The organism is Rhodococcus sp. MEB032 (assembly GCF_030208925.1).
Taxonomy (GTDB): domain Bacteria; phylum Actinomycetota; class Actinomycetes; order Mycobacteriales; family Mycobacteriaceae; genus Rhodococcus_F; species Rhodococcus_F qingshengii.
Genome location: NZ_JARVSY010000034.1, coordinates 170,753 through 195,082 on the forward strand (window position 1 = coordinate 170,753; position 24,330 = coordinate 195,082).

Below are 24,330 nucleotides of genomic sequence, written 5' to 3' on the forward strand. Positions count from 1 at the left end.
CTATAACCCTGTACACCTGTTTCGTAACCTCTCCGACAAGGACAGAACATGCCTTCCATCACTCCCTGTTTGTGGTTCGACAACCAGGCAGAAGAAGCAGCCAACTTCTACATCTCGGTGTTCGGTTCCGGGCAGATACTCGGAATCGAAAGGTACGTCGAGGGATCGCCCTCCGGAATGCCGGCAGGCTCGGTGATGACCGTCAGCTTCGAACTCGGCGGTCAGCGATTCACCGGATTGAACGGCGGGCCGATGTTCACGTTCTCGGAAGCAGTGTCTTTCGAGATTCCGTGCGTCGATCAGGCTGAGGTCGATCACTACTGGTCCAGGCTGACCGAGGGTGGGGAAGAGGGCCCGTGCGGATGGGCCAAGGACAAGTTCGGATTGTCCTGGCAGGTAGTCCCGAATCGCCTTCTCGAACTGATGAAGGATCCGGATCGGGCCAAGGCGCAACGCGCCACGGACGCGATGATGAAGATGAAGAAGATCGACATCGCGGAGCTCGAACGGGCCGCAGACGCGTCCTGAACACGATCTGGCCGATGGGCGACAGCCTTCGTTAGCTGATGCTAGCCTTCCCTAATTCTCGCTGAGCGTTGGAGGAGTGCTGGTAACCATGCGAATCAAAGTCTCTCGAATGAAGATTGCAGTCACCGCCTTGGCGGCCTCGCTCGCCGTCGCCGGACTTGCCGGCTGCAGCAGCGACAGCGCTGACGCACCCGCGGAGGCGGGAGCAACCGTCTCGACCATGTTCGGTGACGTCGAGGTCCCGGCCAACCCGGAGCGCGTCGTCGCGCTCGGTTGGTCGGACGCCGAGACGGCACTCGCTCTGGGCACTCAACCAGTGGGCGTCGCGGACTGGATGGCGTTCGGTGGCAAGGGCGTCGGACCCTGGATTGCGGACGAGTTCACCACGGACCCGAAGATCCTCGGAACCATGGACCTGAGCATCGAGGACGTCATTGCTCTCGACCCGGACCTGATTTTGTGGACGAGAAGCGACAACACGCAGGCCACCTACGACAAGCTCAGTGCCATCGCGCCGACGGTCGGGCCGCCTCCAGGTCTCGCCACGGCCTACGGGACGACGGTCGAGCAGCAGACCGAACTCGTCTCCAAGGCACTCGGCAAAGAATCGGAAGGCAAGGCGCTACTCGACGGCCTCGACGCCAAGTTCGAGGCCGCGATTGCCGCCAATCCGAACTTCGCGGGCAAGACCGCGGCGGTCGGCGCCTACAGTTCCGACGGTTACGGCGCGTACGTACCCGGCGACGCACGCGCAGACTTCATGACCCGCCTCGGCTTCACGATCCCGACGGCGATCACCGAAAAAGCCACCGGAAACTTCTACATCCCGGTCGCCAACGAGAACCTGAACCTGTTCGACGCGGATCTCACGGTGCTGTTTCCGATCTTCCTCGACAGCAGTGCGTTTGCGAACGATCCGCTACTGCGCGCAATCCCGTCGGCTCAGGAGGGACATCTGTTGATCCTCGATGACCCGGCACTCGTCAATGCGTTCTCGAGTGGCTCGGTACCGGGGTTGACCTACGCAATCGACAACGCCGTTCCGAAGTTTGCGAGCACGCTCGGCGCCTGATCAGAGCTGTTTCGGGACCTGCCCGTCACTGTGAGCGTGTTCGCAAACAGTGGCGGGCAGTTCTCGTGCGCCGGTACACTGGACAAAGTGAACTTTCAGCTAACGAGCGGCGGCCCAGTGGAGATCGAAGCGACCGCTCCTCGTTTTCCACGGATGCATGCATACGTGGATATCGCTGTTGTGATCGTGGTGCTGGTGGGAACCAATCTGATCGCGCATTTCACCACCGCCTGGGCAAGCATCGCGACGGTACCCATCTCTGCTCTCGTCCTGTTGGCGCTCACCAAGCGCCGGGGAATGGGTTGGGCGGAATTGGGGCTGTCCCCTCGCGATCTCCGACGGGGTTCGAAGTACGCCCTTGCCGCCGTCGGCCTGGTCCTGACCGTTGTCGCCGTCGGCGCGTTGCTTCCGCTCACACGCCCCTTCTTCATGGCGGATCGCTACGCCACAATTTCCGGCGCGATCGTCGCGTCGATGATCGTGATCCCGCTGCAGACCGTCATTCCCGAAGAGTTGGCTTTCCGTGGCGTCCTGCACGGCACGTTGAACCGGGTCAGTGGATTCCGCGGCGTCGCCGCTGCCGGTTCTCTGATGTTCGGACTGTGGCACATCGCGTCGTCGATGGGTTTGACCAGTGGTAACGAAGGGCTGTCCGGCTTTCTCGGTACCGGAGTCGTCGGCCAGGTCGCCGGCATCCTCGGAGCTGTTCTCGCCACCGCTGCGGCCGGTCTCGTATTCACCTGGCTTCGTCATCGCAGCGGCAGCCTCATTGCGCCGATTGCTCTGCATTGGTCGTTGAACGGTGCAGGTGCGCTGGCTGCGGCTCTTGTTTGGCATGCAACTCTTGCTTGATCCCAATATCTGACAAAAAGGACAGCATTCGCCGCGCGGCGCCGGGTAGTTTTGTGCTTTGCTCAGTAAGTGACGCACCTTCATCGAGGCCATGTCTTCCACATCTCCGGTCGTCCGACGGTAGAGGATGCGGCGCAGTCGCTCATCTCGATCCCCGACGGCGTCTTGGCGATCGACGATGCCGGAACGATCGTCTACTGCGGAGAATTCGAATCGCTCCCCGGAGACCTCGCGGGCGGCGAAATTCACGACCACCGACCGGGTTTCCTGCTGCCCGGATTCGTCGATGCACACATTCATTTCCCGCAGACCTACGCCGGCGACGCCTACGGCGGCGGCCAACTCCTCGAGTGGCTCGACCTGTGCGTCTTTCCCTCCGAATCGAGATTCGCTGATCCGGAATTCGCCCAGCACGCTGCCGAGGCCTTCTGCGCTCGCCGAATCGCCACGGGAACCACGGCCGCGATGGTGTTCGGATCGGCCTTCCCGCACGCGCAGGACGCCCTGTTCTCGGAAACTCTGGAACGCGGCCTTCGAGTGGTCAGCGGACGCGGGATTCAGACCACCGGCCCGGCCTCCGCCGCTGCACTGATCACCTCGGAAGAGGACGCGATCAGACTCACCCGCGAGGAGATCGACAAGTGGCACGCGGCCGACACCGGCGACGTGAACACTGCGCTCATTCACGTCGCAGTGGTTCCCCGCTTCTCTCTCGCGGTGACAACACGGACGCTGAAGGACTTGGGGGAGTTGTACGACTCCGTCCGTGACCGGGGCGTCTACTTCCACAGTCATCTCAACGAGAACAATCGGCCCGGAACCGGCGAGGTGGCGACCACACTCGCCGAGTACGAGGTCGAGACCTATCTCGACACGTACGACGGCAAGTTCCTCCCCGGCTCACAGGTCGGCGGAAAGAGCTTCCTGGGTCCACGCGCGATACTCGCGCACTCGGTGCACTGCCAGGACTCCGAACTCGCACGAATGGCCGAGACCGGAACCTCGATCGCACATTGCCCTACTTCCCAGCAGTTTCTCGGCTCCGGCACCATGCCGTGGAAACGAACCGTTGCGTCAGGGGTCAACATCGCGATCGGATCGGACTTCGGTGGCGGCGACGAGTGCCTGCTCACCCGAGTCCTCGGCGACGCCTTCAAGGTTCACATCTCCGAAGCCGGCGACGACGGAGTGTCGATGCACCCTGCCGAACTGCTGTTCACCGGAACACTCGCCGGTGCTCGCGCGCTGGACATGGAGAACCGGATCGGCAACTTCGACGAGGGCAAAGAGGCCGACTTCCTGGTGATCGATCCGTCCGGGTGGCCGCCGCTCGCCGGGCTCGTCAACTACGGAACGCGTTCGGATGATCCGATACTCGCCCGCGACCAGACGCTCTTCGGGCTCCTGATGGCGATGCGCGAGCCCGCGATTGCGCACGTGTACGTGCAAGGGCGCCGGATATCGGGCTGACGTGTCCGCAACTGCCATCACCGGGTACCACCGAACGAGTTCGGGATTCCGGGCGTGGGTCGAGCGTGCGGCCGAGACCGCCGGTCGATTCGACGGCTACCTGAGCTGTGGCATCAGTGATCAACCGGAACCGGTGTCGCACGGCGTGTCCGTCACTTTCGACAGTGCCGACGATCTTCATCGTTGGCTGGAGTCGACTGATCGCCGCGATCTCGAAAGATCAGCTGCTGCAACGGGAATTCTGGCGCAGACGAGTGATCTCGTTCTGATCGACGGCGTGCTGCCGCCGCCCGGTATCGGTGTGTACGACCACGCCGTCGTCGTGGGTAAGGAGAACGAGTTTCTGCGAACGCAACGACACCTCATCGATCTCAGTTCGCGATTCTCCGGCTACGAGTCGGTGATGTTGTTGCGGTCGGTCACCGACTCCACCCAGTGGAAGTCCGTCCTTCGGTTTCGGACAGAGCAGCAGTTGGCGGTGTGGATGGCGTCGCCCGAGAGGGCCGCAGCACTACCGAAACTGCGGGCCGAGTTGGCCGAGGACTTCACCGAGACCACGCGGTCGACACCGTTCGGCACCATTCTGCGCACGGAGAACGGGCAGACTCGCGCGACGCCGAATTGGAAGACGGCGATGATCATCCTGCTCGTCCTCTATCCGACGGTGATGACGCTGTCGAGGTTTCTCGGGCCGCTGCTCGACGGGATCGGAGCGCCGCCGTGGCTGTCGATGTGGTTGAGCCAGATAGTCAGCGTCGGCGCCATGACGTGGTTCCTGATGCCGACGGTCACCAGGTGGTTCCGCCACTGGCTCGACCCGGTCGACGGCGCCGTTCCCCGCACCAACTGGCGCGGTGGCGCAGCGGTAATTGCGGTGTACGTCGTGACTCTGACGCTCTTCGCCTCCGTGAAGTGGCTGCAGTTCTGGGACTACTTCGACTGAATCCGGCCTCGGCGGAAGTAGGTGAGCGGTCCGAAGAAGTTGACGAAGATGATCGCCGCCCACTTCTTCTTGCTGCCGTTGACCGTATCGGCAGGGCGTCGCGCCAGGTCGGTCCACGCTGCGATCGCCAACAGGGACTGAATCGTTGCGAGCAGGGAGACGACGCGGCGCTGCGCGGGTGACAGCTCACTCCAGGATTTCTTTTTTGTGAGGTTCATGAACTCCACTGTGCCCTCGAACGTCCAATCGGTGTCGAGATCCGGTTGTTATCGGTGCCGGGAGTTCCTCAAATCAGTGTGAATAGCGTCACCACGACGACCGATAGGTACTGTCTCGCGGGCCGTCGGGACGGTCGTTTTCGGCGTAAAGATCTCGCTAACTCGAACTGTGGCTGAATGTTTGCGCCGGCACTAAGCTCGCGTGGCTACATTGCCGCGGGGGATTTGGCCAATCTGCTGGTACGCCCTCTATCGGGAGCAACACCCATCCTGTTAAGTAAGGCTTGCCAATCTTGTGGTCGCCCTACAGGTTTGATGCTGTGCGGTAGCTGCTATCGGGAACGATGTTCGGAATACGTCAATAAATCGTCCTTAGGTGACAGTTTGATCACTGCCGGTGGGTGTTACCTGTGTGTATGTCCGCGCCCCGAAGGGGTCGAAATGTAACGTCCCGGACACATTTGGTGTCGCGGAAGTAACGGAAGGCCTCTACTCTTATCGCCAGCAGCCACTCACGTGGCGGCAATCCTCTGGACCGTATCTTCGACAGGAGCACATCGCATGAGCAGCGCAGAATTCTCGGATGCCTTCACCTTCCTCAACGACTTCTTCAGCAACGCGTCTGATCTCTTCAGCGCTCTGAGCTTCTTCACCTCGCTCAGCTGATAGCTTCCGGCCGCTAGGCCGACTCAGTGGCCCCCGAAGGCGATGCCTTCGGGGGCCACTGTTGTCTGTCAGGCGTCCAATTTGGTGACAATGTGAGCATTGTTGACCAAGTGCATGGCGGGGTTGATGTGACTGTGGTGGAATGCGAGCGAAAGAAGATAGCTTGCCTGCCCGCCACTTCGAGCGGGACACGCCGATGATCGGAGCTTTGTGCACGTCTCGCGAAGAAACCTCTTCAAGTACGCAGCGGCTGGATCGGCGGCTGCCGGACTCGCTGCATTGAGCGGTACGACGTCGGTGGCCAATGCCGGTTCGCTCGGGACCCTGCTCGATTACGCCGCCGGTGTGCCGTCCGCTCAGGCAATCAAGGCCGCCGGGTATGCGGGCGCCATTCGATACGTCTCGGACAGGCGCCCGGGCGCCGATTGGATGGTCGGCAAGCCCGTACTGGCGCGGGAAACCGACGCGTTGACCGCGGCCGGACTTCAAGTCGTTTCTTGCTATCAATTCGGCAAGGGCGGAACGGCGGACTGGCGCGGGGCCCGCGAAGCGGGCAAGCGTCATGCTGCCCGTGGCCTCGAACTACATGCGGCGGCTGGTGGGCCGTCCGGTCGGCCGATCTACGCGTCGATCGACGACAACCCGACCACTACTGAAATCACTACGCTGATCACGCCGTACCTCGAGGGGTGGGCCTCGGTTGTCGGCAACGGAGCGCTCGGCGTCTACGGAAACACTCGCGTGATCGACGCAATGATCAGTGCCGGCGTCGGAACCTGGTTCTGGCAGCACAACTGGGGCTCGCCCGCAGGGTATGTGCACCCGCGGGCAAACCTGCATCAGTTCGAGATCGACAAGCGCAAGGTCGACGGCGTCGGCGTGGATCTGAACTCGATCCTCACTCGGGACTACGGGCAGTGGTCGTTGGCCGGTGCGGTCGGTCCGGCTCAGCCGGTCGGATCCTCGTTGCCGACAGGATCTATCGCACCATAGCGCCGAATTTGGCGAGCCAGGCCTTGGCGTCGTCGGGGAGGGTGCCCGCCGCTTCCGCGGCGAGGCACCATGCTTTTGCCATCGACAGGAAGTTCATCGGGTTGTAGGCGTCTTCTTCGCGAGACCACAGTCCGTTGCCGGCGTAATGCAGGATCGTGATGTTGGCGGCTCCGTGCTTGGATCCGTCACCCGGATCCTCCATCGGGTTGTCGATCTCGCACACGATCCATCCGCGCTGCTCGTCGACCACGAACCAGTTGGCCGGGAATTCGGTCATGCGGTGCCCCGGGAACTCCGTCATCGTGCGAGTGACCCACTTGCGTACGGCCTCTCGGCCATTGAGGGTGCCGAAAGCGTGTTCCACGTAGACGACGTCCTCGGTGAACATGTCCGCGAAGGCGTTCCAATCGCCGGAACGAGTGCACTCGACAACGGTGTTCTGGTAACCCGCGAAGGCGTCTTCGAGTTCGGTGCGTGTCCAGGTCATGAAAGGCTCCTCGGGTAGTCGTCGCCTCAAATTAGAACACGTTGCAGAATTGATTGTCGGCGATTCGATGGAGAAGAGTTCTGCGGTACCGTCGTTGGCGGGTCGGGGACCCGTTATGTGAGAGGGCACCACGTGGATATCATCATCAATTTCATCTACACACTTCTGTCGAAGTTGCAGACGGGCAGCATCGAAGGCTCTTCGGAGAAGTGAGTCCTCCGCCGGGTTGATTCCCTTACGAGACTTTCTGTTTGGGAATCAACCCGGCGAACACCATCGTCACGACGGCGGCGGCGATGGAGATCAGGAACGTGGCACGAAACGCCTCGAACGAGGGGATCACTGCGGTGCCGACGGTGATGGTCATTCCGGCCAGGACGACGCTCACGATCGCGGCAGACGTCGACGTGCCGATCGATCGCATCAGTGAGTTCAGTCCGTTCGCGGCTGCAGACTCCGTGATGGGGACTGCGCCCATGATCAAGGCCGGCATGGCCGAGTACGAGAGCCCGACGCCCGCTCCGATGAACATTCCGGCCACGGCGACCTGCCAGACGCTCGACACCGTGAAATATGCGAAGGCGTAACCCAATCCGATGACGAGGGCGCCGAGCATCAACGTGATTCGCGGGCCGCGCCACGCCGAAATTCGAGCGGAGACGGGCGAGAGCGCCATCATGACGAGTCCGCCGGGGGCCAGTGCGAGTCCCGCTGCAACCATGGACAGTCCGAGTCCGTAACCGGTGGACGTCGGTGCCATGAGCAGTTGGGGGAGCGTCAGGGAATTGCCGTACATGGCAAAACCGACGGCGATCGACGCGAAGTTGGTGAAGAGAACCTGCGGCCGGGCCGATACGCGGAGGTCCACCAGCGGTGCGTTGCGTCGAAGTTCCCACCATCCCCACACCAGGAAGCTGAGCGCGGAAACCGCAAGGAGCCCCAGGGTTTTCGCGTCGCCCCATCCCCAGGTTCCGCCCTTGGTGATGGGGAGTAACAGGGTGATCAGACCAACGGTGAGGCCGAGCGCACCGACGAAGTCGAAACGTCCCGGGCGTCGTACGGTCGATTCGGGAATGACGAACGCAACCAGTGCGATGCAGATCAGCCCGAACGCTGCCGATGTGACGAAGAGGAAGTGCCAGTTGGCATTCTGGGCGATCACCGCGGCGATCGGCAGTCCGATCGCACCGCCGACGCCGAGGGTGGCGCTCATGACCGCCATGGCGCCGGCCACTTTCTTCGGTGGAAGAACGTCACGAATGATGGCTATGCCCAATGGAATTGCCCCGACCGATGCTCCTTGAAATGCTCGGCCGACAACGAGCATGATCAGTGAAGGTGCGATCGCGCAGATGGCCGAGCCCAGAACGACCATCCCGAGACTGACCAGCAGCATTCGTTTCTTGCCGAACATGTCGCCGAGGCGCCCGCTGATCGGCGTGATCACCGCGGCGGCGAGGAGTGTTGCGGTGACCGCCCACGAGGTGTCGGCGGGAGTGGAGTTCAACAGGTGCGGCAATTGCGGAATGATGGGGACTACCAGCGTCTGCATCAAGGCGACGACGATTCCGCACAGTCCTAGAACGGTGAGCACTGGACCCGAGGATGCGTAGTTCGTGTCGGGGATTTTCTCGTCGACATTGGACGACCCTGCGTGAACGGACATGCGGCTCCCGCCATGGCGTGTTCTGATTGGTGCGTTCGCCCCAGTGTGCACGCTACACATCGTGTGTAGTCTGCACAATATGAGGATGGACCGGGACCCTGATCTGGTGAATATCGAGTACGAGTTGACTCTGCTCTCGCGTTACCACGCGCTCGCACAACGGGCCGAACTTCATCTGGACCGGTCGGCGTATCTACTGCTCGGTCGACTGGAATTGCAACATCCCATGAGCCTCAAGGAGCTCTCCTGCGCTTTCTCGCTCGACATCTCCACCATCAACCGGCAGATCGGCGCGCTGAGGCGTCAGGGCTTGGTGGAGCGAGTGGAGGATCCGGACGGAGGGCTCGCGCGAAAGGTCCGGCCGACGGCGCAGGGGCTGTCGAAACTTCGTGCTGATCGCGAACATTCGACAGCCGGTGTCGAAAAGGTCCTCCGCGAGTGGACGCCGGAGCAGCGTCTCGCGCTCGGTGACCTACTGCGGCAATTCAATACCTCGGTCGAAGCGCTGGAAGGCCGCGAATGGCCGCGACCGAATCAGGTCTGAGAGTGCGAGACGGATCGTAGTGAGCGGTCCGGATCGCTCGAATCCGATTCCGGCGCAATGACAACAAGTTTCGGGTGTTCTTCGGGGGCTGCATGATTTCCACGCCAGGAGAGCAGTGACCAACGTGAGAGACCGGACAGCGCGGACCCGAGACTGGCGAACGAGCCCGAACTCAGGACCGACGCCGTAGACCCGATGCTTCCGATCGAAAGAAAAGAGCCGACGCTACCGATCGACAGGATCGAGTACGCCGATCCGATCGAGAGAATGGACCCCTCGGATCGGATGGACAGTATCGATCGCGTCGACTTGTGTGACCGTATCGACTGGTCTGGGCCGGATTTCTTCTCTGGACGACCGTGCGTGATGTCCACTCGTAGATGTCCCATCTATCGGGTCTATCACGGTGATCGGAGATGCAAAAGGGACCCACCGAAATTCGGTGGGTCCCTTTCACAAGACTTCGATCAAGCTACCGCGAACATGCCCACGGTCGGAAGGAAGCTGCAGGTGATGCGATCTGCGCCTTCCGGCTGGGTGGTCAGCGAACCGCTGATCACCGAGAGAACGCGTCCGGGGCCGGTATCGGCGATAGCCGACAGAGTGGCTGGGCCGTCCGGGTTGATGCGTGCGGCGTTGGTCAAGTTCTGGGTGGCGCTGCGCTGGTTGTCGATGTTGACCCAGGTGACGGTCATCGGCACCGGCTGGTCGTCGACGGCGGGAGCCGTACCGAGAGCGGTGAAGACGAATCCGGCCTGACCGGCAGCGGGACCGGGAGGAGGCAGGTGGGCCGGGCCGGGAACGGCAAGTGCGGTTCCGACCGAATCGGCGGTGGCCGAGATGCAGCCCTTGCCAAGCGTCGGGTAGAGGAACTGCGCGATGACGGGGGCGTTCTCGTCCGGGATCGCCGGTCCGCCGCCGCCGCTGCCGTCGAGGAAGGTGATGACCTTCTCGAGGGTGGCCTTGATCTCGGGCGGAATGCCGGGGGAGTTCAGGATCGCGCGAGCCTGGTCGAGCAACGCTTGCTGCGGTCCGCCTGCAACATCGGCCGGACCTGCGGCGGCGCCGATGATGGCGGGCGCAAACGATGCGAGGAACTCGATCGGCACACTTTCGGGTGCGGGCGGTGCTGCCGGATCGGCCATTGCCTGTGCCGGCAATGCCAGTCCTGCTACTGCGGCAATAGCGACGGCGGTGAACGCCTTTCGCATACCTCGGGTTCGAAGCACTGTTTCCCCATCCTTAGTCATACCGCGCGGGCGCCTAGGCGAGCTCCGCGTTTGACGGCTCGAGGGGTCACTCTATGTACAGAGCCCCCGGGTTGTACAGCTGTTCAGTTGCTGAGCAGCTACGCACCGGGGGGAGTCTATGGCATGACCGGCCTCGATCGTGATTTACGGCGACCATACCTGTGACTGAAGTGATCTATGTGAAAGTTGATGCAACTGTTACGTCAGATTGCGAGGTTTGTTCACTCGAAGATCAGTCGAAACGGACCGAATCGTCGACGAGTACGTCAATTCGACGGGCAAGGTCGAAGTCCAGTTCCGTGAGACCGCCCGCCGAGTGTGTCGAAAGCGTGTACGTGACCTTTCGCCAGCGAACGTCGATGTCGGGATGATGATCCGCGGCCTCGGCGACTGCCGCGATGCGTTGAAGAAGCGCGATGGCGTCCGGGAATGTCGCGGAGTCGACCGTGCGAGTGATCGACCCTGGCGACAGTTGCCAGGCGGGCAGTTCGTCGAGAGCGTTTTGGATCGCGGAGTCGGACAACAAAGTGGCCATACTCCATCATGGTGCGATGAGTGATGCACCTGCAAGGGATCGGGAAGTTGTCGCCGGTGCGATCTTCCGCGAGGGAAGGCTGCTCCTCGCGCAGCGGACGAGTCCGCCGGCTTTGGCCGGTCGTTGGGAGCTGCCGGGCGGGAAGGTCGAAGAATTCGAATCGCCACAGAACGCGTTGGCGCGGGAGCTGCTCGAGGAACTGGCGGTCGAGGTGAGATGCGGCGCCAGAATCGGTGTCGACGTGCCACTGTCGCCTGGGTTGGTCCTGCGGGCCTACCGGGCGGAGTTGGTGTCGGGAGAACCGGTCGCGCTCGACCATGCTCAATTGACATGGGTCGACGCCGAAGAACTGTTGTCGATGGATCTGGTGGACAACGATCGAGCCTGGATCCCCGAGTTACTCGCGGAATTGAGCGCGCTTACGCCGCACGAGCCTTCTTGAGACCCGCTTTCAGTTCCTTCTTGGATGCGCCCTCGTTCTCGAGCTTCTTCATCCGCATGATGACGACGGGACACTTGATGCACCGCGTCTTCTTGCGGCAGCACTTCTTCTTCGGCTTGAGCTGCGAGACCTTGCTTGCCTTGACTTTTCCCATGTGACGCTGCGGCTTTCCTGTTTCACTACGGCGGAGAGCCCGCTCTTGGAACGAGGTTAGCGTACCCTTAAATGACCTGTTTCTCCAGGTCGTAATCCTACGCGCATCGGCGTGGTGCAGATCACTATTCGCTGGTGGGGGCGGTGATAGAGGCCGCACAATGCAGGAGTATCAGCCCGGAGCGAGTAGTATTTACTAGGCCGCGGTGCCTTCTCAGGCGATTCGTGCCCTGATTCGGATCACACACTCGTGCAGCGGCCACCAGAAGAGCCGTGCGACTTGACTTTCGCGTGGCCGAATCAACTCAGCCAGGAGAGCCATCGCGTGACCATCACCAGCTTCCGTAACGTTGCCATCGTCGCACACGTCGACCACGGCAAGACCACCCTCGTCGACGCCATGCTTCGTCAGTCCGGCGCGTTCGAGGAGCGCGCCGAGCTGGTCGATCGCGTTATGGACTCCGGCGACCTCGAACGCGAGAAGGGCATCACCATTCTCGCGAAGAACACCGCAGTACATAAGGTCAACGAAGACGGTTCCATCACCGTCATCAACGTCATCGACACCCCCGGCCACGCCGACTTCGGTGGCGAGGTCGAGCGCGGCCTGTCCATGGTCGACGGCGTCGTCCTGCTCGTCGATGCTTCCGAGGGACCCCTGCCGCAGACGCGTTTCGTGCTGCGCAAGGCACTCGCCGCTTCGCTGCCCGTCATCCTGGTCGTCAACAAGACGGACCGCCCCGACGCCCGCATCGAAGAGGTTGTCACCGAGGCTCAGGACCTGCTCCTCGACCTCGCATCGGACCTGTCCGACGAGGCCGCCGAAGCCGCTGAGCTCGCACTCGAACTTCCCGTCCTCTACGCGTCCGGTCGCGAAGGCAAGGCATCGACCGTGCAGCCCGAGAACGGCAAGGCTCCCGACGCCGAGGACCTCACCGCACTCTTCCAGGTGCTGATGGAGTACGTCCCCGCGCCGAAGGGCTCGGTCGACGCACCGCTGCAGGCTCACGTCACCAACCTCGACGCATCCGCATTCCTCGGTCGCCTCGCACTCGTTCGCATCCACAACGGCGAGCTGCGCAAGGGCCAGACCGTGTCCTGGTGCCGCGAGGTCGACGGCGAGCCCGTCGTCACGAAGACCAAGATCACCGAACTCCTCACGACCATCGGTGTCGAGCGCGTTCCCGGTGAGGTCGCCGTCGCCGGCGACATCTGCGCCGTCGCAGGATTCCCGGACATCATGATCGGCGACACCCTCGCCGATCTGGAGAACCCGGTCGCACTGCCCCGCATCACCGTCGACCAGCCGGCAATCTCGGTCACTATCGGCACCAACACGTCACCGCTCGTCGGTCGCGTCAAGGGTCACAAGCTGACTGCACGCATGGTCAAGTCCCGCCTGGACCAGGAACTCGTCGGTAACGTCTCGCTCAAGGTCCTCGACATCGGTCGCCCCGATGCGTGGGAGGTCCAGGGTCGTGGAGAGCTCGCGCTCGCCATCCTCGTCGAGCAGATGCGTCGTGAAGGCTTCGAACTCACCGTCGGTAAGCCGCAGGTTGTCACGCAGCTCGTCGACGGCAAGGTTCACGAGCCTTTCGAAGAGCTGACCATCGACAGCCCCGAGGAGTACCTCGGCGCCATCACGCAGCTCCTGGCCAACCGCAAGGGCAAGATGGTCCAGATGTCGAACCACGGCGCAGGCTGGGTTCGCATGGAGTTCATCGTTCCTTCGCGTGGCCTCATCGGCTTCCGCACGGACTTCCTCACGGAAACCCGCGGAACCGGTATCGCCAACGCCGTGTTCGACGGATACGGCCCGTGGGCCGGCGAGATCCGTGCGCGCCACACCGGCTCGCTCGTCTCGGACCGCTCCGGCACGGTGACGCCGTTCGCCATGATCCAGTTGGCCGACCGTGGAACCTTCTTCGTCGAGCCCGGCGCAGACACCTACGAGGGACACGTCGTCGGTATCAACCCGCGTCAGGAAGACCTCGACATCAACGTCACTCGCGAGAAGAAGCTGACCAACATGCGTCAGTCGTCCGCAGACGTGATGGAGACCCTCGCAAAGCCGATCAAGCTCGAACTCGAAGCAGCGATGGAGTTCTGCTCCAGCGACGAGTGCGTCGAGGTCACCCCGGAGGACGTCCGCGTCCGCAAGGTGCACCTCAACGCAACCGAGCGCGCTCGCGAGCGTTCACGTAGCAAGGCACGCGACAAGGCTGCTCTGTAGTCTTTCGTCGGTTACAACCTGACAGGCGGATGTGCCTTTCAGCCGAGTTTTCGGCGGAAAGGTACATTCGCCTTCATGGTTTCCAGGCGAAAGATCTGCCAGGGAATCGAGTGCAAAGGGGCGACGCGGCCCCGTACGGAAGGAATTGTCTGTGGCCTCAGGACGTCGCTACCTGGCGTTGGCAGTGGCAGTGACGGCGTTGTCACTGACTGCATGTACAGCCGATCCGCCGCCTCCGGTCGAGAGCACCGAAACCGTCAAGCCCACACCGACTCCGGTCGTTCCGGCGATGAAGCAGGTCACTGTGGCAATCGACGAGGTGGGAGGCGGATTCAACCCGCACCTGCTCGCGGATCAGTCGCCGGTCAACTCCGCAGTCGGCAACCTCGTACTGCCCAGTGCGTTTCGCCCGATCAATTCGCCCACACAACCTGGCGCGACGGAGTGGGCGATCGACGATTCTTTCCTCGTTTCCGCTGAAGTGACGTCGGAGGCCCCGTTCACGATTCGCTACCAACTGCGCAACGAAGCCCAATGGTCGGACGGCGCTCCCATTGCGGCAGAAGACTTTCGCTACCTGTGGCAGCAGATGATCTCGGTTCCCGGTGTGGTCAATCCCGCGGGCTATCAGATGATCGACGACGTGAACTCGTCCGGCGGCGGCAAGACGGTCAACGTCGTGATGCGTGCGCCGTATCCGGCATGGCGAGAGTTGTTCACCGATATTCTTCCGTCCCACCTGATCAAGGACACTCCCGGCGGTTTCAGCACCGGCCTGAGTGAGGGGATTCCGGTGTCGGGAGCCCACTTTCACGTGCGCTCGGTCGACCGCGGCCGGGACGAAATCGTGCTCGAACGCAACGACCGATTCTGGGGCAAGCCTTCAGACCCGGATCAGATAGTTCTGCGACGCGGAGGAACGGCTGCGCAGTTGGCGGATGCGCTGCGTACCGACGATGCCCAAGTGGCGCAGGTTCATTCGGGTAGTGCCACGGATATTCAGCTGTCTGCAATCCCGGGTGTCAGGACGGCATTCTCCTACGTTCCGCGCACTCTCGACATCAACGTGAACGGGCGAAGCAAGAACTTCGCGGATGTTCGGGTGCGTAAAGGTGTTCTGGGACTGCTCGATCCGGACCTGCTCGCCGTGGTGGCGGCAGGGAGTGAATCGGCGTCGGCCCCGGTGAAAGCTCAGATCCTCGCTCCGTCGGATCCGGGATATGCGCCCACCGCGCCGCCGAAACCGACCAGGGAGCAGGCGCTGGGCGAGCTGACTGCAGCCGGCTACCTGACGGCACCGCCCACCGGAATCGTCACGGGCACTGGAACGGTCGGATCGATCGTCCGTGACGGCGCCCAGTTGACACTGCTGATCGGCGCTCCCGAAAACGACGACATCGCGATCGCCGTGGCAAACACCGCTGCCGACGAATTGCGTGACGTGGGAATCCTGGCGACCGTCGAATCGGTGGCGCCGGAGGAACTCTACGGCGAGGACCTGACGACAGGACGCGTCGACATGATCGTCGGTTGGAGCCGGGCAGGCGCCGACACGGCCACTTCGCTGGCCTCGCGGTTCAGTTGCCCGAGCGCACCTTCCACTCCGGCAACAAGTTCGGCAGTGCCCGCACCGACGCCGTCGCAGACACCGGAGCCCATCCGAACGACAAGCGTCGAGGCTCCGAGCAACCTGTCCGGGCTGTGTGATCCGGCGTTGCAAGGTCGGATCGACGAAGCGCTCAGTGGCATCGGGGATCTGGGGTCGTTGATCGCCGATGCGGAACCCAGGCTGTGGGATCTTGCGGCGGTTTTGCCGATCGTGCAGAGCCGAGCGCTGGTCGCGGTCGGGACCGGAGTCGAGGGCGTGGTCCTCGACGGGCCGGTGCAGGTGGGGATATTCGGAAACGCTACGGACTGGGTGAGGGTGGAAAAGTGACCGCGTCGGCGAAGCGACTTCTGTTGGTACACGCACATCCGGACGACGAAACGATCACCACCGGTGGCACCATCGCGCGATACGCGTCCGAAGGCGTCGAGGTCACAGTCCTCACCTGCACGTTGGGGGAGGAAGGCGAAGTGATCGGTGATGCGTGGGCCGGGCTCGTGGCTTCCGAGGCCGATCAACTCGGTGGCTACCGGATCGCGGAACTGAGCGCTGCTTTGTCGGCTTTGGGCAGTGCCGCTCCTCGCTTCCTCGCCGGTGCCGGTCGGTATCGCGACTCCGGAATGATCGGCACACCTTCGGCCGCCAATCCCCGTGCTTTTGTCAATGCTCGACTCGACGAAGCAGTTGGCGCGGTGGTCGCCGTCATTCGTGAGATTCGGCCGCACGTCGTGATCACGTACGACCCCAACGGCGGCTACGGGCACCCGGATCACATCCAGGCGCACGCGATCACGACAGCGGCGGTCGAAGCTGCAGGAACGACCGCGTATCCCGAGACCGGCGAGCTGTGGTCGACTCCGAAGTTCTACTGGACCGTGACCGAGCGCAGCGGACTCGAACGCGGCATCGCGGCGATTTCCGAGTTCCCGGAGAACTGGCGTCTGCCCGAGCCCGGGGAATTGCCGAGTGTCGAGGACGCGGACGTGACGACGGCAATCGACGTTCGAGGCGTCATCGATGCGAAGGCGAGGGCATTGAGCGCCCACGCCACTCAGGTGACGGTAGCCCCGAGCCGAGCCGAGTTCGCATTGTCGAACAACGTGGTCCAACCGATCCTGACGGTCGAGCATTTCGTATTGGCCGCCGGCGCGCTCGGTCCGGTGGGTGAGGACGGCCGCGAGCGCGATCTGTTCGGCGGGCTGCACAGCTGACCTGGGCGTCGGCTCTCAGGCATTGCGATCGACGCCGTAGTGGTGTGTGATGCGTGTCACCGGATGGGTGGTCCTTTCGGTAACAGCAAAGCCTGGGGGCTGAAGAAATGTACAACTGGGACCTGCAGAACCAGATCGTCGCCTTCGTCGATTCGTTGCGTCCGATGGCTGGTTATTACCACGACTTGTATTACGGGTCGCTCTACGCATTCGCAGATCAGCAGAGTCATTTGCTGACCCTGCTCGGGTTCCCGCCGGTTCCCTGATCAGCTTCGTGCTTTTCGGGCGCGAGCCGGGGTGCTTGTCGGGAGGGACCCCGCGCTCGCGCGATGACGACCGATAGACCACTATCAAAACCATGACGACCGTCGAGAACAACACGGACGCCTCGACAGGAACGTCGCTGTCGTGGCTCGACCCTGTCATCCTCGGCGTCCTGATTTTCGACGGATTTCTGTGCGCGGTGTTGTCCGTCCTGTTCTTGCCGACTCATCTCGGTACGACGGCATTTCCCATCAGCATTCTCGTAGCCGCGACCGCGAACCTCGTATTGGTGATCGCCGCCCGCACGGTTACGACGCCGGGTAGGGCCGCATTGCCGCTCGCCGGTTGGATCGTCGGGTTCTTGGTGTGCATGGTGGGCGGCCCCGGCGGCGACGTACTCGTGCTTTCGTCCCCTCTGACCTTCCTGCTGCTGGTCGGTGCGATCGCTCCGGCCGCCGTTTTCCTCTTCAAAGTGGCGATCAACAGACTCGCCACCCTCAGCTCGCAATAGTTCTCGGCGCGCGCGTAGGAAACTGACCCGTGCATAAGGGACACTCAGCCTGTGGCTGAACATGATTTGGCGGGTGCGACTATCGCCTTGACCGCAGAACGGCGTGTCGAAGAATTTGCGACGCTCCTCGAACGTCGAGGCGCGGAGATCGTGCGGACACCGGTGATCCATGTGCTGCCGTTGGTGGACGATCGAGACCTGAGGACTCAGACGTCCGCTTTGATTGCCGATCCTCCGGAATTGGTCGTGATCAGTACCGGGATCGGGTTCAGGGGTTGGCTCGACGCCGTCGCCTCGTGGGGTTTGACCGAGGAGTTCCTCGGGGCTCTCGCCCACACGCGCATCATCGCCCGCGGCCCCAAGGCGACGGGTGCCATCCGAGGCGCCGGACTGCGCGAGGAATGGTCGCCTTCGGGTGAGTCGTCCGAGGAAGTTCTGGCACATCTCGGAAGCGAGGGAGTGGCAGGCTTGCGCATCGCAGTTCAGTTGCACGGCACCATCACCGAATGGGAGCCGTTGACGGACCTGAGCGCCTCCCTCGCCGACATCGGCGCGGTTGTCACTCCGGTATCGGTCTATCGGTGGATCCGGCCGCCGGATCAGTCGCCGGTCCGCGCGTTGGTCGCTGCAGTTCGTTCCGGTGCGATCGACGCGCTGACCTTCACCAGTGCCCCCGCGGTCTCCTCGATGCTCAGCACGGCAAAAGAAATGGGCGAGCTGGAGCGGTTCGTCGCAGCTATGCGCGGACCGGTACCGACCTACTGCGTCGGACCGGTGACGGCCGCCCCGCTGGAACTCCTCGGTGTTCCGACCATCCAGCCGGAGCGATCGCGTCTCGGTTCGCTGGCGCGGCTCATCATCGACGACCTGCCCACACGTCGCCACCGCCCGGAGTGACGGCTTCGATCAATTCCCACGCGTTCTCGGCGGGGAGATCGATCACCTCGTAGCTTCCGGTGCCGGCGGGCGTCGCGGCGACGACGGTTGCCACTCCCGCGCGTCGTTGGAAGAACGTCTCGCGCACCGTCCATCCGATGACACCTTCGGATTCGAGACTGTGACGCTGGCGATCGAGCGAGCCGTTTCGGGTGATCAACCATCCGGGTAGTACTGCGTGGCCGAGGCCCTTGTATCGGTCGTAGGCGAGGGCGGTGCCACCGATGGCGAGTACGGCGACCCCGAACCACGCGTAGATCGGTACATCGAGTCCAGAAGCCGCGCACGCCACACAGACCAGGAACGCCACCGCGGCGAGGAACAGTGCTCGGGTGTACCGGCGACGCCGCGCGGCCGGGCCGTGCGGGATCAGCAGGGCGGACGCCTGGCGTGAGTCACCGATCACGGTGGCCATCACTCGCTCGGCTTCCCTGCGTGGTCCCTGTGGGAGCAGTAGCGAAGATTCCTTCTTCTCGGCGCTGACCCCGGTCATGATGGCGTCGAGACGCGCGCCGCGGGCCAATCGCAGCAGGAGCGGTTCCTTGAGCGTCGTGCCGCGGAGGCGGGCGCGGTCGAGTGTGGTTTGCCGAGTCTTCAACAGGCCGTGACTGACATGCAGGATGCGGCCGTTGTCGGTGAGTTTCATGTTGCCGAACGCGATCAGGTACTGGACGCAGGCGAGTGCACTCGACAGCACCAGCAGCACGACGAGTGTGATGACGACCATCAGTGCGATGCCGAGGCTCTCGAGTGAGTCGAAGCTGTCGCTCACTGCCGAGGATTTCGCGACGGCAGTGCCGATGCCGTATTGGAACGAGATGCCGATGACGGCTGCGATGATGGCGATTCCGGTGAACGAAAAGGGGGCGTAGCGAACCCAACTCGGTTCCCAGTGACCGATTTCGGTGTCGACCGGTTCGGTGATGCTTTCGACCGGCGTGCCCGGGGTTTGCAGTCGCCGTGCTTGCTGGGCGCCGGCCAACAGTGTGGCGCGTAGGTCCGGAACCAGGGCGGTCGACAGGGCGTTGAGCTCGAACTTGTTCGAATCGTGGCCGCTCCCGGCGCGTTGGCCGGTACCGATGCGCACGATCGACAGTCCGAGCAACCGGTGCATGACCCCGGCCTCGACGTCGACGGATCGGATGCGGCTACGCGGGACGGAGAGCAGCTTTTTCTGGAAGACCCCGGTGCGCAGTTGAACGTGGACGGGTCCGATTCGGTACGTGGTGGTGAAATACCGCAACAAACCGAAGATGACGAGCAGAGTGACGACGCCGAGTCCCCACCAGTGGTTTCCGGATTGGCTGCCGAGAACTACGGAGACGAGTAGGACCGGGAGCAGTTTGACGACTTCGTTGACGGGGTGGACCAGAAGCATGCGTCGGTCGAGGCGGAGCCAGGGCTGTTCCTCTTCCGCTGCCTCGGCAGCTGCCGTTTCCGCCTCTGCCGGGATCTCGATCGCGGTCGGGTCGCCCAACTGTTTCTCGTTCACGTCGCGTCTCCCACGTTGGTACCCGCGATCTCCGTCAGTTGAGCCACCGTGCGGTCGGCGACTTCCTGGTCGAGTGCGGAGATCTTCACGGCCCCGGCCGACGACGCTGTCGTGACCGTGACGGTTGCCAGACCCAACATGCGGTCGATCGGTCCGCGCTCGGTGTCCACGGTCTGCACGCGCGAGATCGGTGCGATGCGTCGCTCCTGGGTGAACCAGCCGGTGCGGGTGTATACCGCGGTGTCACTGATCTCCCATCGGTGGACGCGATACCGCCACGCCGGGACCATCAGAATGTAGGTGGCAGCGAAGAGCACGGTGACTGCGAATACGGTGCCGACCACCCAGGACGGGATTCCGGGTATCAAGACGGCACAGACGATTTCGGCGACGATGACGGGTACCCAGAACAGTGAGGCAGTGATTGCCCACAGCCTCGGGGCTTTGGTGCTGGGTCGCCATAACGGGTCGGCCATGGTCAGCGGTCGCGGCGCAGTCATGGGCACTACTTTGGTCGAGTGAGGGGCGATCTGTCGACATCGGCCCTATCGTGGAGTGTGGCGACCGCGAAGGGAGCACGTGATGACCGAACAAGATGCGACATTCGACCCGGAGGCTCCGGAATCAGATGCGCTCGAACAATCGACACCCGTAGATCCGAACGCCCCTGAAGAACCCGATCTGACCGACATTCCGCTCGACGCGCCAGTGGCTGACGTCGTGGATCAACGAGTCGAGGTTGCGGTCGACGACGACTACCGGCCGTCGTGATCGAGGCGGTGTCGGGGCGGTGAGGCCGCCTACTTCTGGCACCGGGTGGCACTAGTCGTCCCACATGGCGCATGATCGCTAGGTGAACCGAACTGGTGATGACTCCGGCAAACCCACCATGCTTCCGATGCCAGGTATTTCCGCGTCAGCCTCGTCCAGTCCGTCGCCCGGCCCGTCAGCGTCGGCGATGCGGCGAGTTCTCCGTCGTGCACGCGACGGAGCGACCCTGAACGTCGACGAGGCGGCAACGCTGCTGCAGGCACGGGGAACCGATCTGACCGATCTGTGTTCTTCGGCGGCCAAGGTTCGCGATGCCGGTCTGCTGGCAGCGGGTCGGCCGAACACCGTGACGTATTCGCGGAAAGTTTTCATTCCGCTGACCCGTCTGTGCCAGGACAAGTGCCACTACTGCACATTCGTCACGGTGCCGGGGAAGCTGCGTGCCGCTGGGCACGGCATGTTCCTGGAACCGGACGAGGTTTTGGACATTGCCCGGGCAGGCGCCGAATTGGGCTGCAAGGAAGCGTTGTTCACGCTGGGGGATCGCCCCGAGGCTCGCTGGCCGGAAGCCAAGCAATGGCTGGACGAACGCGGCTACGACTCCACCCTCGACTACGTGCGAGCGATGTCGATCCGGGTACTCGAGGAGACAGGCCTGCTCCCACACCTCAATCCCGGTGTGATGAGCTGGCAGGAACTCTCGCGACTCAAGCCCGTTGCGCCGTCGATGGGCATGATGCTCGAGACGACCGCTACCCGGCTGTTCACCGACAAGGGTGAGTGCCACTACGGCAGCCCGGACAAGGACCCGGCGGTTCGGCTACGCACCCTGACCGACGCAGGCCGACTGAACATCCCCTTCACCACGGGAATTCTCGTGGGCATCGGGGAGAACTTCCTCGAACGTGCCGAGTCGATCATGGCGATACGCAAGTCGCAGAAGGCGTTCGGCCACATCCAGGAAGTGATCATTCAGAATTTCCTGGCCAAGCCCGATACCGCGATGCGCAATACGCCTGATGCTGGACTCGACGAGTTTCTCGCGGCCATCGCCGTCGCACGCCTGCTGCTCGGGCCGACGATGCGGATTCAGAGTCCGCCGAATCTCGTCTCGAACAGCGAGTGCCTCGCGCTGCTCGGCGCAGGCGTGGACGACTGGGGCGGGGTATCACCGTTGACCCCCGATCACGTCAACCCCGAGCGTCCCTGGCCGAATCTCGAGACCTTGGCCGAGATCAGCGCCGAGGGCGGCTTCACGCTGACCGAACGCACTGCGGCTCAGCCGGCATATGTCCTGGCCGGGGCTCCGTGGATCGATCCGCGTATTGCGGGTCACGTGCAGGCGCTGGCGGATCCCAAGACCGGTCTCGCCTTGCCCGACACCAAGCCGGTGGGTCGGCCGTGGCAGGAACCGGACGAGTCGTGGGAATCGAGCGGACGCGTCGATCTCAATACCGAGATCGACACGGACGGGCGCAACACCGAGACCCGCAGTGACCTGGGCAGTGCGTTCGGCGATTGGGAGACCGTGCGCGAACAGGTTCTCGAGCTCAGTGCTCCGATTCGCGTCGACACCGATCTGCTGGCTGCGCTCCGCAGTGCCGAACGCGACCCGGCCGGATGTTCCGACGACGAGTACCTGGCCCTTGCCACGGCGGAGGGCCCGGGCCTGGAAGCCGTTGTGGCACTGGCGGATGCGCTGCGCAAGGATGCCGTCGGCGAGGACGTCACCTACGTGGTGAACCGGAACATCAACTTCACCAACATCTGCTACACGGGCTGCCGATTCTGTGCGTTCGCGCAGCGCAAGGGTGACGCCGACGCGTTCACGCTGTCGGCAGAGCAGGTCGCCGACCGTGCGTGGGAAGCGCACGTCGCCGGCGCAACCGAGGTGTGCATGCAGGGCGGTATCGATCCGGAACTTCCCGTCACCGGTTACGCCGACCTGGTCCGGGCCGTCAAGAAGCGCGTGCCGTCGATGCACGTCCACGCGTTCTCTCCGATGGAGATCGTGAACGGTGCATCGCGCAGTGGTGAGAGCATCAGGGATTGGCTGACGGCCCTTCGTGAGGCGGGCCTGGACACCATTCCCGGTACGGCAGCGGAGATCCTCGACGACGAGGTGCGCTGGATCCTCACCAAGGGCAAACTGCCGACGGCGGAATGGATCGAAGTGGTCACCACGGCGCACGAGGTGGGGCTGCGGTCGAGTTCGACGATGATGTACGGGCATGTCGATCAGCCGCACCATTGGGTCGGGCACCTGAACGTTCTTCGCGGAATCCAGGACCGTACAGGCGGATTCACGGAGTTCGTGCTGCTGCCGTTCGTTCACCAGAGCGCGCCCCTGTACCTGGCGGGCGCTTCCCGGCCAGGGCCGACCAATCGGGACAACCGCGCTGCGCACGCGTTGGCACGCATCATGCTGCACGGCCGCATACCCAATATCCAGACCAGCTGGGTCAAACTTGGCATCACCGGAACGCAGATGATGCTCAACGGCGGCGCCAACGACCTCGGCGGAACGCTGATGGAAGAGACGATCTCGCGGATGGCCGGCTCGGAACACGGTTCCGAGAAGACCGTGGCAGAACTGCGCGCCATCGCCGAGGGAATCGGACGCCCGGCACGCGAACGAACCACCACACATGCACGACGCGAAGGAGCGATTGCCTGATGGCTGACGTACTGGGGGACCGCAAGGTCGTCGAGGTTCTCGATCGAGCGGTGTGGGGGATCAACCCGGTTCTCGACCTCGCCTACAGCGATCCGCTCGGTATCAAGCGTCGGACGTTCGAGCCGACCGATCCCGAGCGAAACGCTGCTGCGATGGTGTTGGACGCGGCCGCTTGGGTCCTCGACGTCGTCAAGTTCCCCGGGACGGCGGCGTGGTCGGTGATGACCGACGAGCAGCGCTCGAAGTGGTGGACGACCCGGTTGGGTGCACTCAACACCGTCGCCGTCGCGTTTCCCGGCATCTTCGGCGTCCTCCTCAATCGGTTGCCGATCCAGGACCTGCTGGCCTTCGCGAATCAGGCCGTTGTGCTCGTTGCGGTTGCCCGTGAACACGGAGTGACCGAACGGGATCAGCAGGTGGACCTCCTGGCGTCGGTGCTGTGCCGGCGTGAGACGAAGTCTCGAGAGCTTCTCACCGGAGAAGACTTCGCCGAGAAATCAGCCGGCGGCGCCGACGAGACCTGGCGCCCGTTCGCGCTCATCGGAACGTTGTGGCGCACGTCCAAGACTTTTCGTGCCATCACGGACGAGTTGCACAAGCGGCCGTCTCGGACAAAACCGTACGAGATCATCGGCAAGATTCCGGTGGTCGGCGTCGTGGCGGATTACCTCGGTGAGCGGGGCGCACTGGTACGCGCGGCCGCTCTGGGGGAGAAGTGGATCGCGATTCGGTCGAGGAACTTCACCGCAGTAGGCTGAAATGTGTTACCCCCGCCTGCTCAGAGTCGGTCGGCAGGGGGATAATAGGCTG

Annotated in this window: 26 protein-coding genes; 17 read left to right on the forward strand and 9 right to left on the reverse strand. The window is 63.1% G+C overall.

Annotated features, from left to right (window positions below):
• Positions 1–48 precede the first annotated feature (48 nt).
• The 5 genes from QRN54_RS28170 (at position 49) to QRN54_RS28190 (ending at position 4,865) form a co-directional block, all read left to right on the forward strand.
• Positions 49–528, forward strand: a complete 480-nt coding sequence (locus QRN54_RS28170; protein WP_007726307.1) for a VOC family protein — start codon at positions 49–51, stop codon at positions 526–528.
• A 109-nt stretch (positions 529–637) separates the two neighbouring features.
• Positions 638–1,600 (forward strand): iron-siderophore ABC transporter substrate-binding protein, encoded by a 963-nt coding sequence (locus QRN54_RS28175; RefSeq protein ID WP_285183541.1) that lies wholly within the window; start codon positions 638–640, stop codon positions 1,598–1,600.
• 153 nt (positions 1,601–1,753) lie between these two features.
• Positions 1,754–2,452 carry a CPBP family intramembrane glutamic endopeptidase gene (locus QRN54_RS28180; protein WP_051720844.1) on the forward strand — a complete coding sequence of 233 codons (699 nt, stop codon included), beginning with the start codon at positions 1,754–1,756 and terminating at the stop codon, positions 2,450–2,452.
• Positions 2,453–2,521: 69 nt separating this feature from the next.
• Positions 2,522–3,922 (forward strand): amidohydrolase family protein, encoded by a 1,401-nt coding sequence (locus QRN54_RS28185; RefSeq protein ID WP_161120287.1) that lies wholly within the window; start codon positions 2,522–2,524, stop codon positions 3,920–3,922.
• Between the two features lies 1 nt (position 3,923).
• Positions 3,924–4,865 (forward strand): antibiotic biosynthesis monooxygenase, encoded by a 942-nt coding sequence (locus QRN54_RS28190; protein ID WP_050656023.1) that lies wholly within the window; start codon positions 3,924–3,926, stop codon positions 4,863–4,865.
• Here QRN54_RS28190 and QRN54_RS28195 read toward each other — a convergent pair.
• The gene (locus QRN54_RS28195; RefSeq protein ID WP_031331074.1) at positions 4,853–5,083 is read right to left on the reverse strand and encodes a PLD nuclease N-terminal domain-containing protein; all 231 of its coding nucleotides are present in this window, start codon (positions 5,081–5,083) and stop codon (positions 4,853–4,855) included. The two genes, QRN54_RS28190 and QRN54_RS28195, sit on opposite strands and share 13 nt — an antisense overlap.
• A gap of 876 nt (positions 5,084–5,959) precedes the next feature.
• On the opposite strand from QRN54_RS28195, the gene QRN54_RS28200 reads away from it, so the two are divergent.
• On the forward strand, positions 5,960–6,742 hold the full coding sequence (locus tag QRN54_RS28200; RefSeq protein WP_030536231.1) for a DUF1906 domain-containing protein: 783 nt from the start codon (positions 5,960–5,962) through the stop codon (positions 6,740–6,742).
• Here QRN54_RS28200 and QRN54_RS28205 read toward each other — a convergent pair.
• Both QRN54_RS28205 and QRN54_RS28210 read right to left on the reverse strand, forming a co-directional pair.
• Positions 6,729–7,229: a nuclear transport factor 2 family protein gene (locus tag QRN54_RS28205; protein WP_007726289.1), complete on the reverse strand. Its 501-nt coding sequence runs from the start codon at positions 7,227–7,229 to the stop codon at positions 6,729–6,731. The genes QRN54_RS28200 and QRN54_RS28205 overlap by 14 nt on opposite strands.
• A 235-nt stretch (positions 7,230–7,464) precedes the next feature.
• Positions 7,465–8,895, reverse strand: coding sequence for an MFS transporter (locus QRN54_RS28210; protein ID WP_161120288.1), 1,431 nt, complete (start codon positions 8,893–8,895; stop codon positions 7,465–7,467).
• A gap of 85 nt (positions 8,896–8,980) precedes the next feature.
• Between QRN54_RS28210 and QRN54_RS28215 the strand changes: the two genes are divergently transcribed.
• Positions 8,981–9,439 (forward strand): MarR family winged helix-turn-helix transcriptional regulator, encoded by a 459-nt coding sequence (locus QRN54_RS28215; RefSeq protein ID WP_003945257.1) that lies wholly within the window; start codon positions 8,981–8,983, stop codon positions 9,437–9,439.
• Here QRN54_RS28215 and QRN54_RS28220 read toward each other — a convergent pair.
• The 3 genes from QRN54_RS28220 to QRN54_RS28230 form a co-directional block, all read right to left on the reverse strand.
• Positions 9,430–9,828 (reverse strand): hypothetical protein, encoded by a 399-nt coding sequence (locus QRN54_RS28220; RefSeq protein WP_042448789.1) that lies wholly within the window; start codon positions 9,826–9,828, stop codon positions 9,430–9,432. The two genes, QRN54_RS28215 and QRN54_RS28220, sit on opposite strands and share 10 nt — an antisense overlap.
• Positions 9,829–9,906: 78 nt before the next feature.
• Positions 9,907–10,650: an Rv1157c family protein gene (locus tag QRN54_RS28225; protein WP_003945233.1), complete on the reverse strand. Its 744-nt coding sequence runs from the start codon at positions 10,648–10,650 to the stop codon at positions 9,907–9,909.
• A gap of 271 nt (positions 10,651–10,921) precedes the next feature.
• Positions 10,922–11,224, reverse strand: coding sequence for a 4a-hydroxytetrahydrobiopterin dehydratase (locus QRN54_RS28230; protein ID WP_003945236.1), 303 nt, complete (start codon positions 11,222–11,224; stop codon positions 10,922–10,924).
• A 16-nt stretch (positions 11,225–11,240) separates the two neighbouring features.
• Between QRN54_RS28230 and QRN54_RS28235 the strand changes: the two genes are divergently transcribed.
• Positions 11,241–11,666 (forward strand): (deoxy)nucleoside triphosphate pyrophosphohydrolase, encoded by a 426-nt coding sequence (locus QRN54_RS28235; protein WP_007726279.1) that lies wholly within the window; start codon positions 11,241–11,243, stop codon positions 11,664–11,666.
• On the opposite strand, the gene QRN54_RS28240 is transcribed toward QRN54_RS28235, so the two are convergent.
• Complete coding sequence (locus QRN54_RS28240; RefSeq protein ID WP_003945207.1) at positions 11,644–11,820, reverse strand: hypothetical protein; 177 nt, start codon at positions 11,818–11,820, stop codon at positions 11,644–11,646. The genes QRN54_RS28235 and QRN54_RS28240 overlap by 23 nt on opposite strands.
• A gap of 324 nt (positions 11,821–12,144) precedes the next feature.
• On the opposite strand from QRN54_RS28240, the gene typA reads away from it, so the two are divergent.
• The 6 genes from typA (at position 12,145) to QRN54_RS28270 (ending at position 18,541) form a co-directional block, all read left to right on the forward strand.
• A complete protein-coding gene (gene typA / locus QRN54_RS28245) occupies positions 12,145–14,052 on the forward strand; it encodes a translational GTPase TypA (protein ID WP_007726276.1) in 1,908 nt (635 codons plus the stop codon).
• A 151-nt stretch (positions 14,053–14,203) separates the two neighbouring features.
• Positions 14,204–15,988, forward strand: a complete 1,785-nt coding sequence (locus QRN54_RS28250) for an ABC transporter family substrate-binding protein (protein WP_007726274.1) — start codon at positions 14,204–14,206, stop codon at positions 15,986–15,988.
• The gene (gene mshB / locus QRN54_RS28255; protein ID WP_285183542.1) at positions 15,985–16,869 is read left to right on the forward strand and encodes an N-acetyl-1-D-myo-inositol-2-amino-2-deoxy-alpha-D-glucopyranoside deacetylase; all 885 of its coding nucleotides are present in this window, start codon (positions 15,985–15,987) and stop codon (positions 16,867–16,869) included. Before QRN54_RS28250 ends, mshB begins: the two co-directional genes overlap by 4 nt.
• A 107-nt stretch (positions 16,870–16,976) precedes the next feature.
• The gene (locus QRN54_RS28260) at positions 16,977–17,135 is read left to right on the forward strand and encodes a hypothetical protein (protein ID WP_003945210.1); all 159 of its coding nucleotides are present in this window, start codon (positions 16,977–16,979) and stop codon (positions 17,133–17,135) included.
• Between the two features lie 92 nt (positions 17,136–17,227).
• Positions 17,228–17,644, forward strand: coding sequence for a hypothetical protein (locus tag QRN54_RS28265; protein WP_030536224.1), 417 nt, complete (start codon positions 17,228–17,230; stop codon positions 17,642–17,644).
• Positions 17,645–17,695: 51 nt separating this feature from the next.
• Complete coding sequence (locus QRN54_RS28270) at positions 17,696–18,541, forward strand: uroporphyrinogen-III synthase (RefSeq protein WP_003945251.1); 846 nt, start codon at positions 17,696–17,698, stop codon at positions 18,539–18,541.
• Here the strand turns inward: QRN54_RS28270 and QRN54_RS28275 are convergent.
• Entirely contained in the window at positions 18,501–20,072 is a 1,572-nt protein-coding gene (locus QRN54_RS28275; RefSeq protein ID WP_285183544.1) for a PH domain-containing protein, read from the reverse strand. The genes QRN54_RS28270 and QRN54_RS28275 overlap by 41 nt on opposite strands.
• Positions 20,069–20,572, reverse strand: coding sequence for a PH domain-containing protein (locus QRN54_RS28280; protein WP_230358911.1), 504 nt, complete (start codon positions 20,570–20,572; stop codon positions 20,069–20,071). The genes QRN54_RS28275 and QRN54_RS28280 overlap by 4 nt, the downstream gene beginning before the upstream one ends.
• 82 nt (positions 20,573–20,654) lie before the next feature.
• Here QRN54_RS28280 and QRN54_RS28285 point away from each other — a divergent pair, with 82 nt between their 5' ends.
• The 3 genes from QRN54_RS28285 (at position 20,655) to QRN54_RS28295 (ending at position 24,278) form a co-directional block, all read left to right on the forward strand.
• Positions 20,655–20,843 carry an Rv3202a family protein gene (locus QRN54_RS28285; protein WP_003945217.1) on the forward strand — a complete coding sequence of 63 codons (189 nt, stop codon included), beginning with the start codon at positions 20,655–20,657 and terminating at the stop codon, positions 20,841–20,843.
• A 118-nt stretch (positions 20,844–20,961) separates the two neighbouring features.
• Positions 20,962–23,520, forward strand: a complete 2,559-nt coding sequence (locus QRN54_RS28290; RefSeq protein WP_003945208.1) for a bifunctional FO biosynthesis protein CofGH — start codon at positions 20,962–20,964, stop codon at positions 23,518–23,520.
• Complete coding sequence (locus QRN54_RS28295) at positions 23,520–24,278, forward strand: hypothetical protein (protein WP_030536220.1); 759 nt, start codon at positions 23,520–23,522, stop codon at positions 24,276–24,278. The genes QRN54_RS28290 and QRN54_RS28295 overlap by 1 nt, the downstream gene beginning before the upstream one ends.
• Positions 24,279–24,330 lie beyond the last annotated feature (52 nt).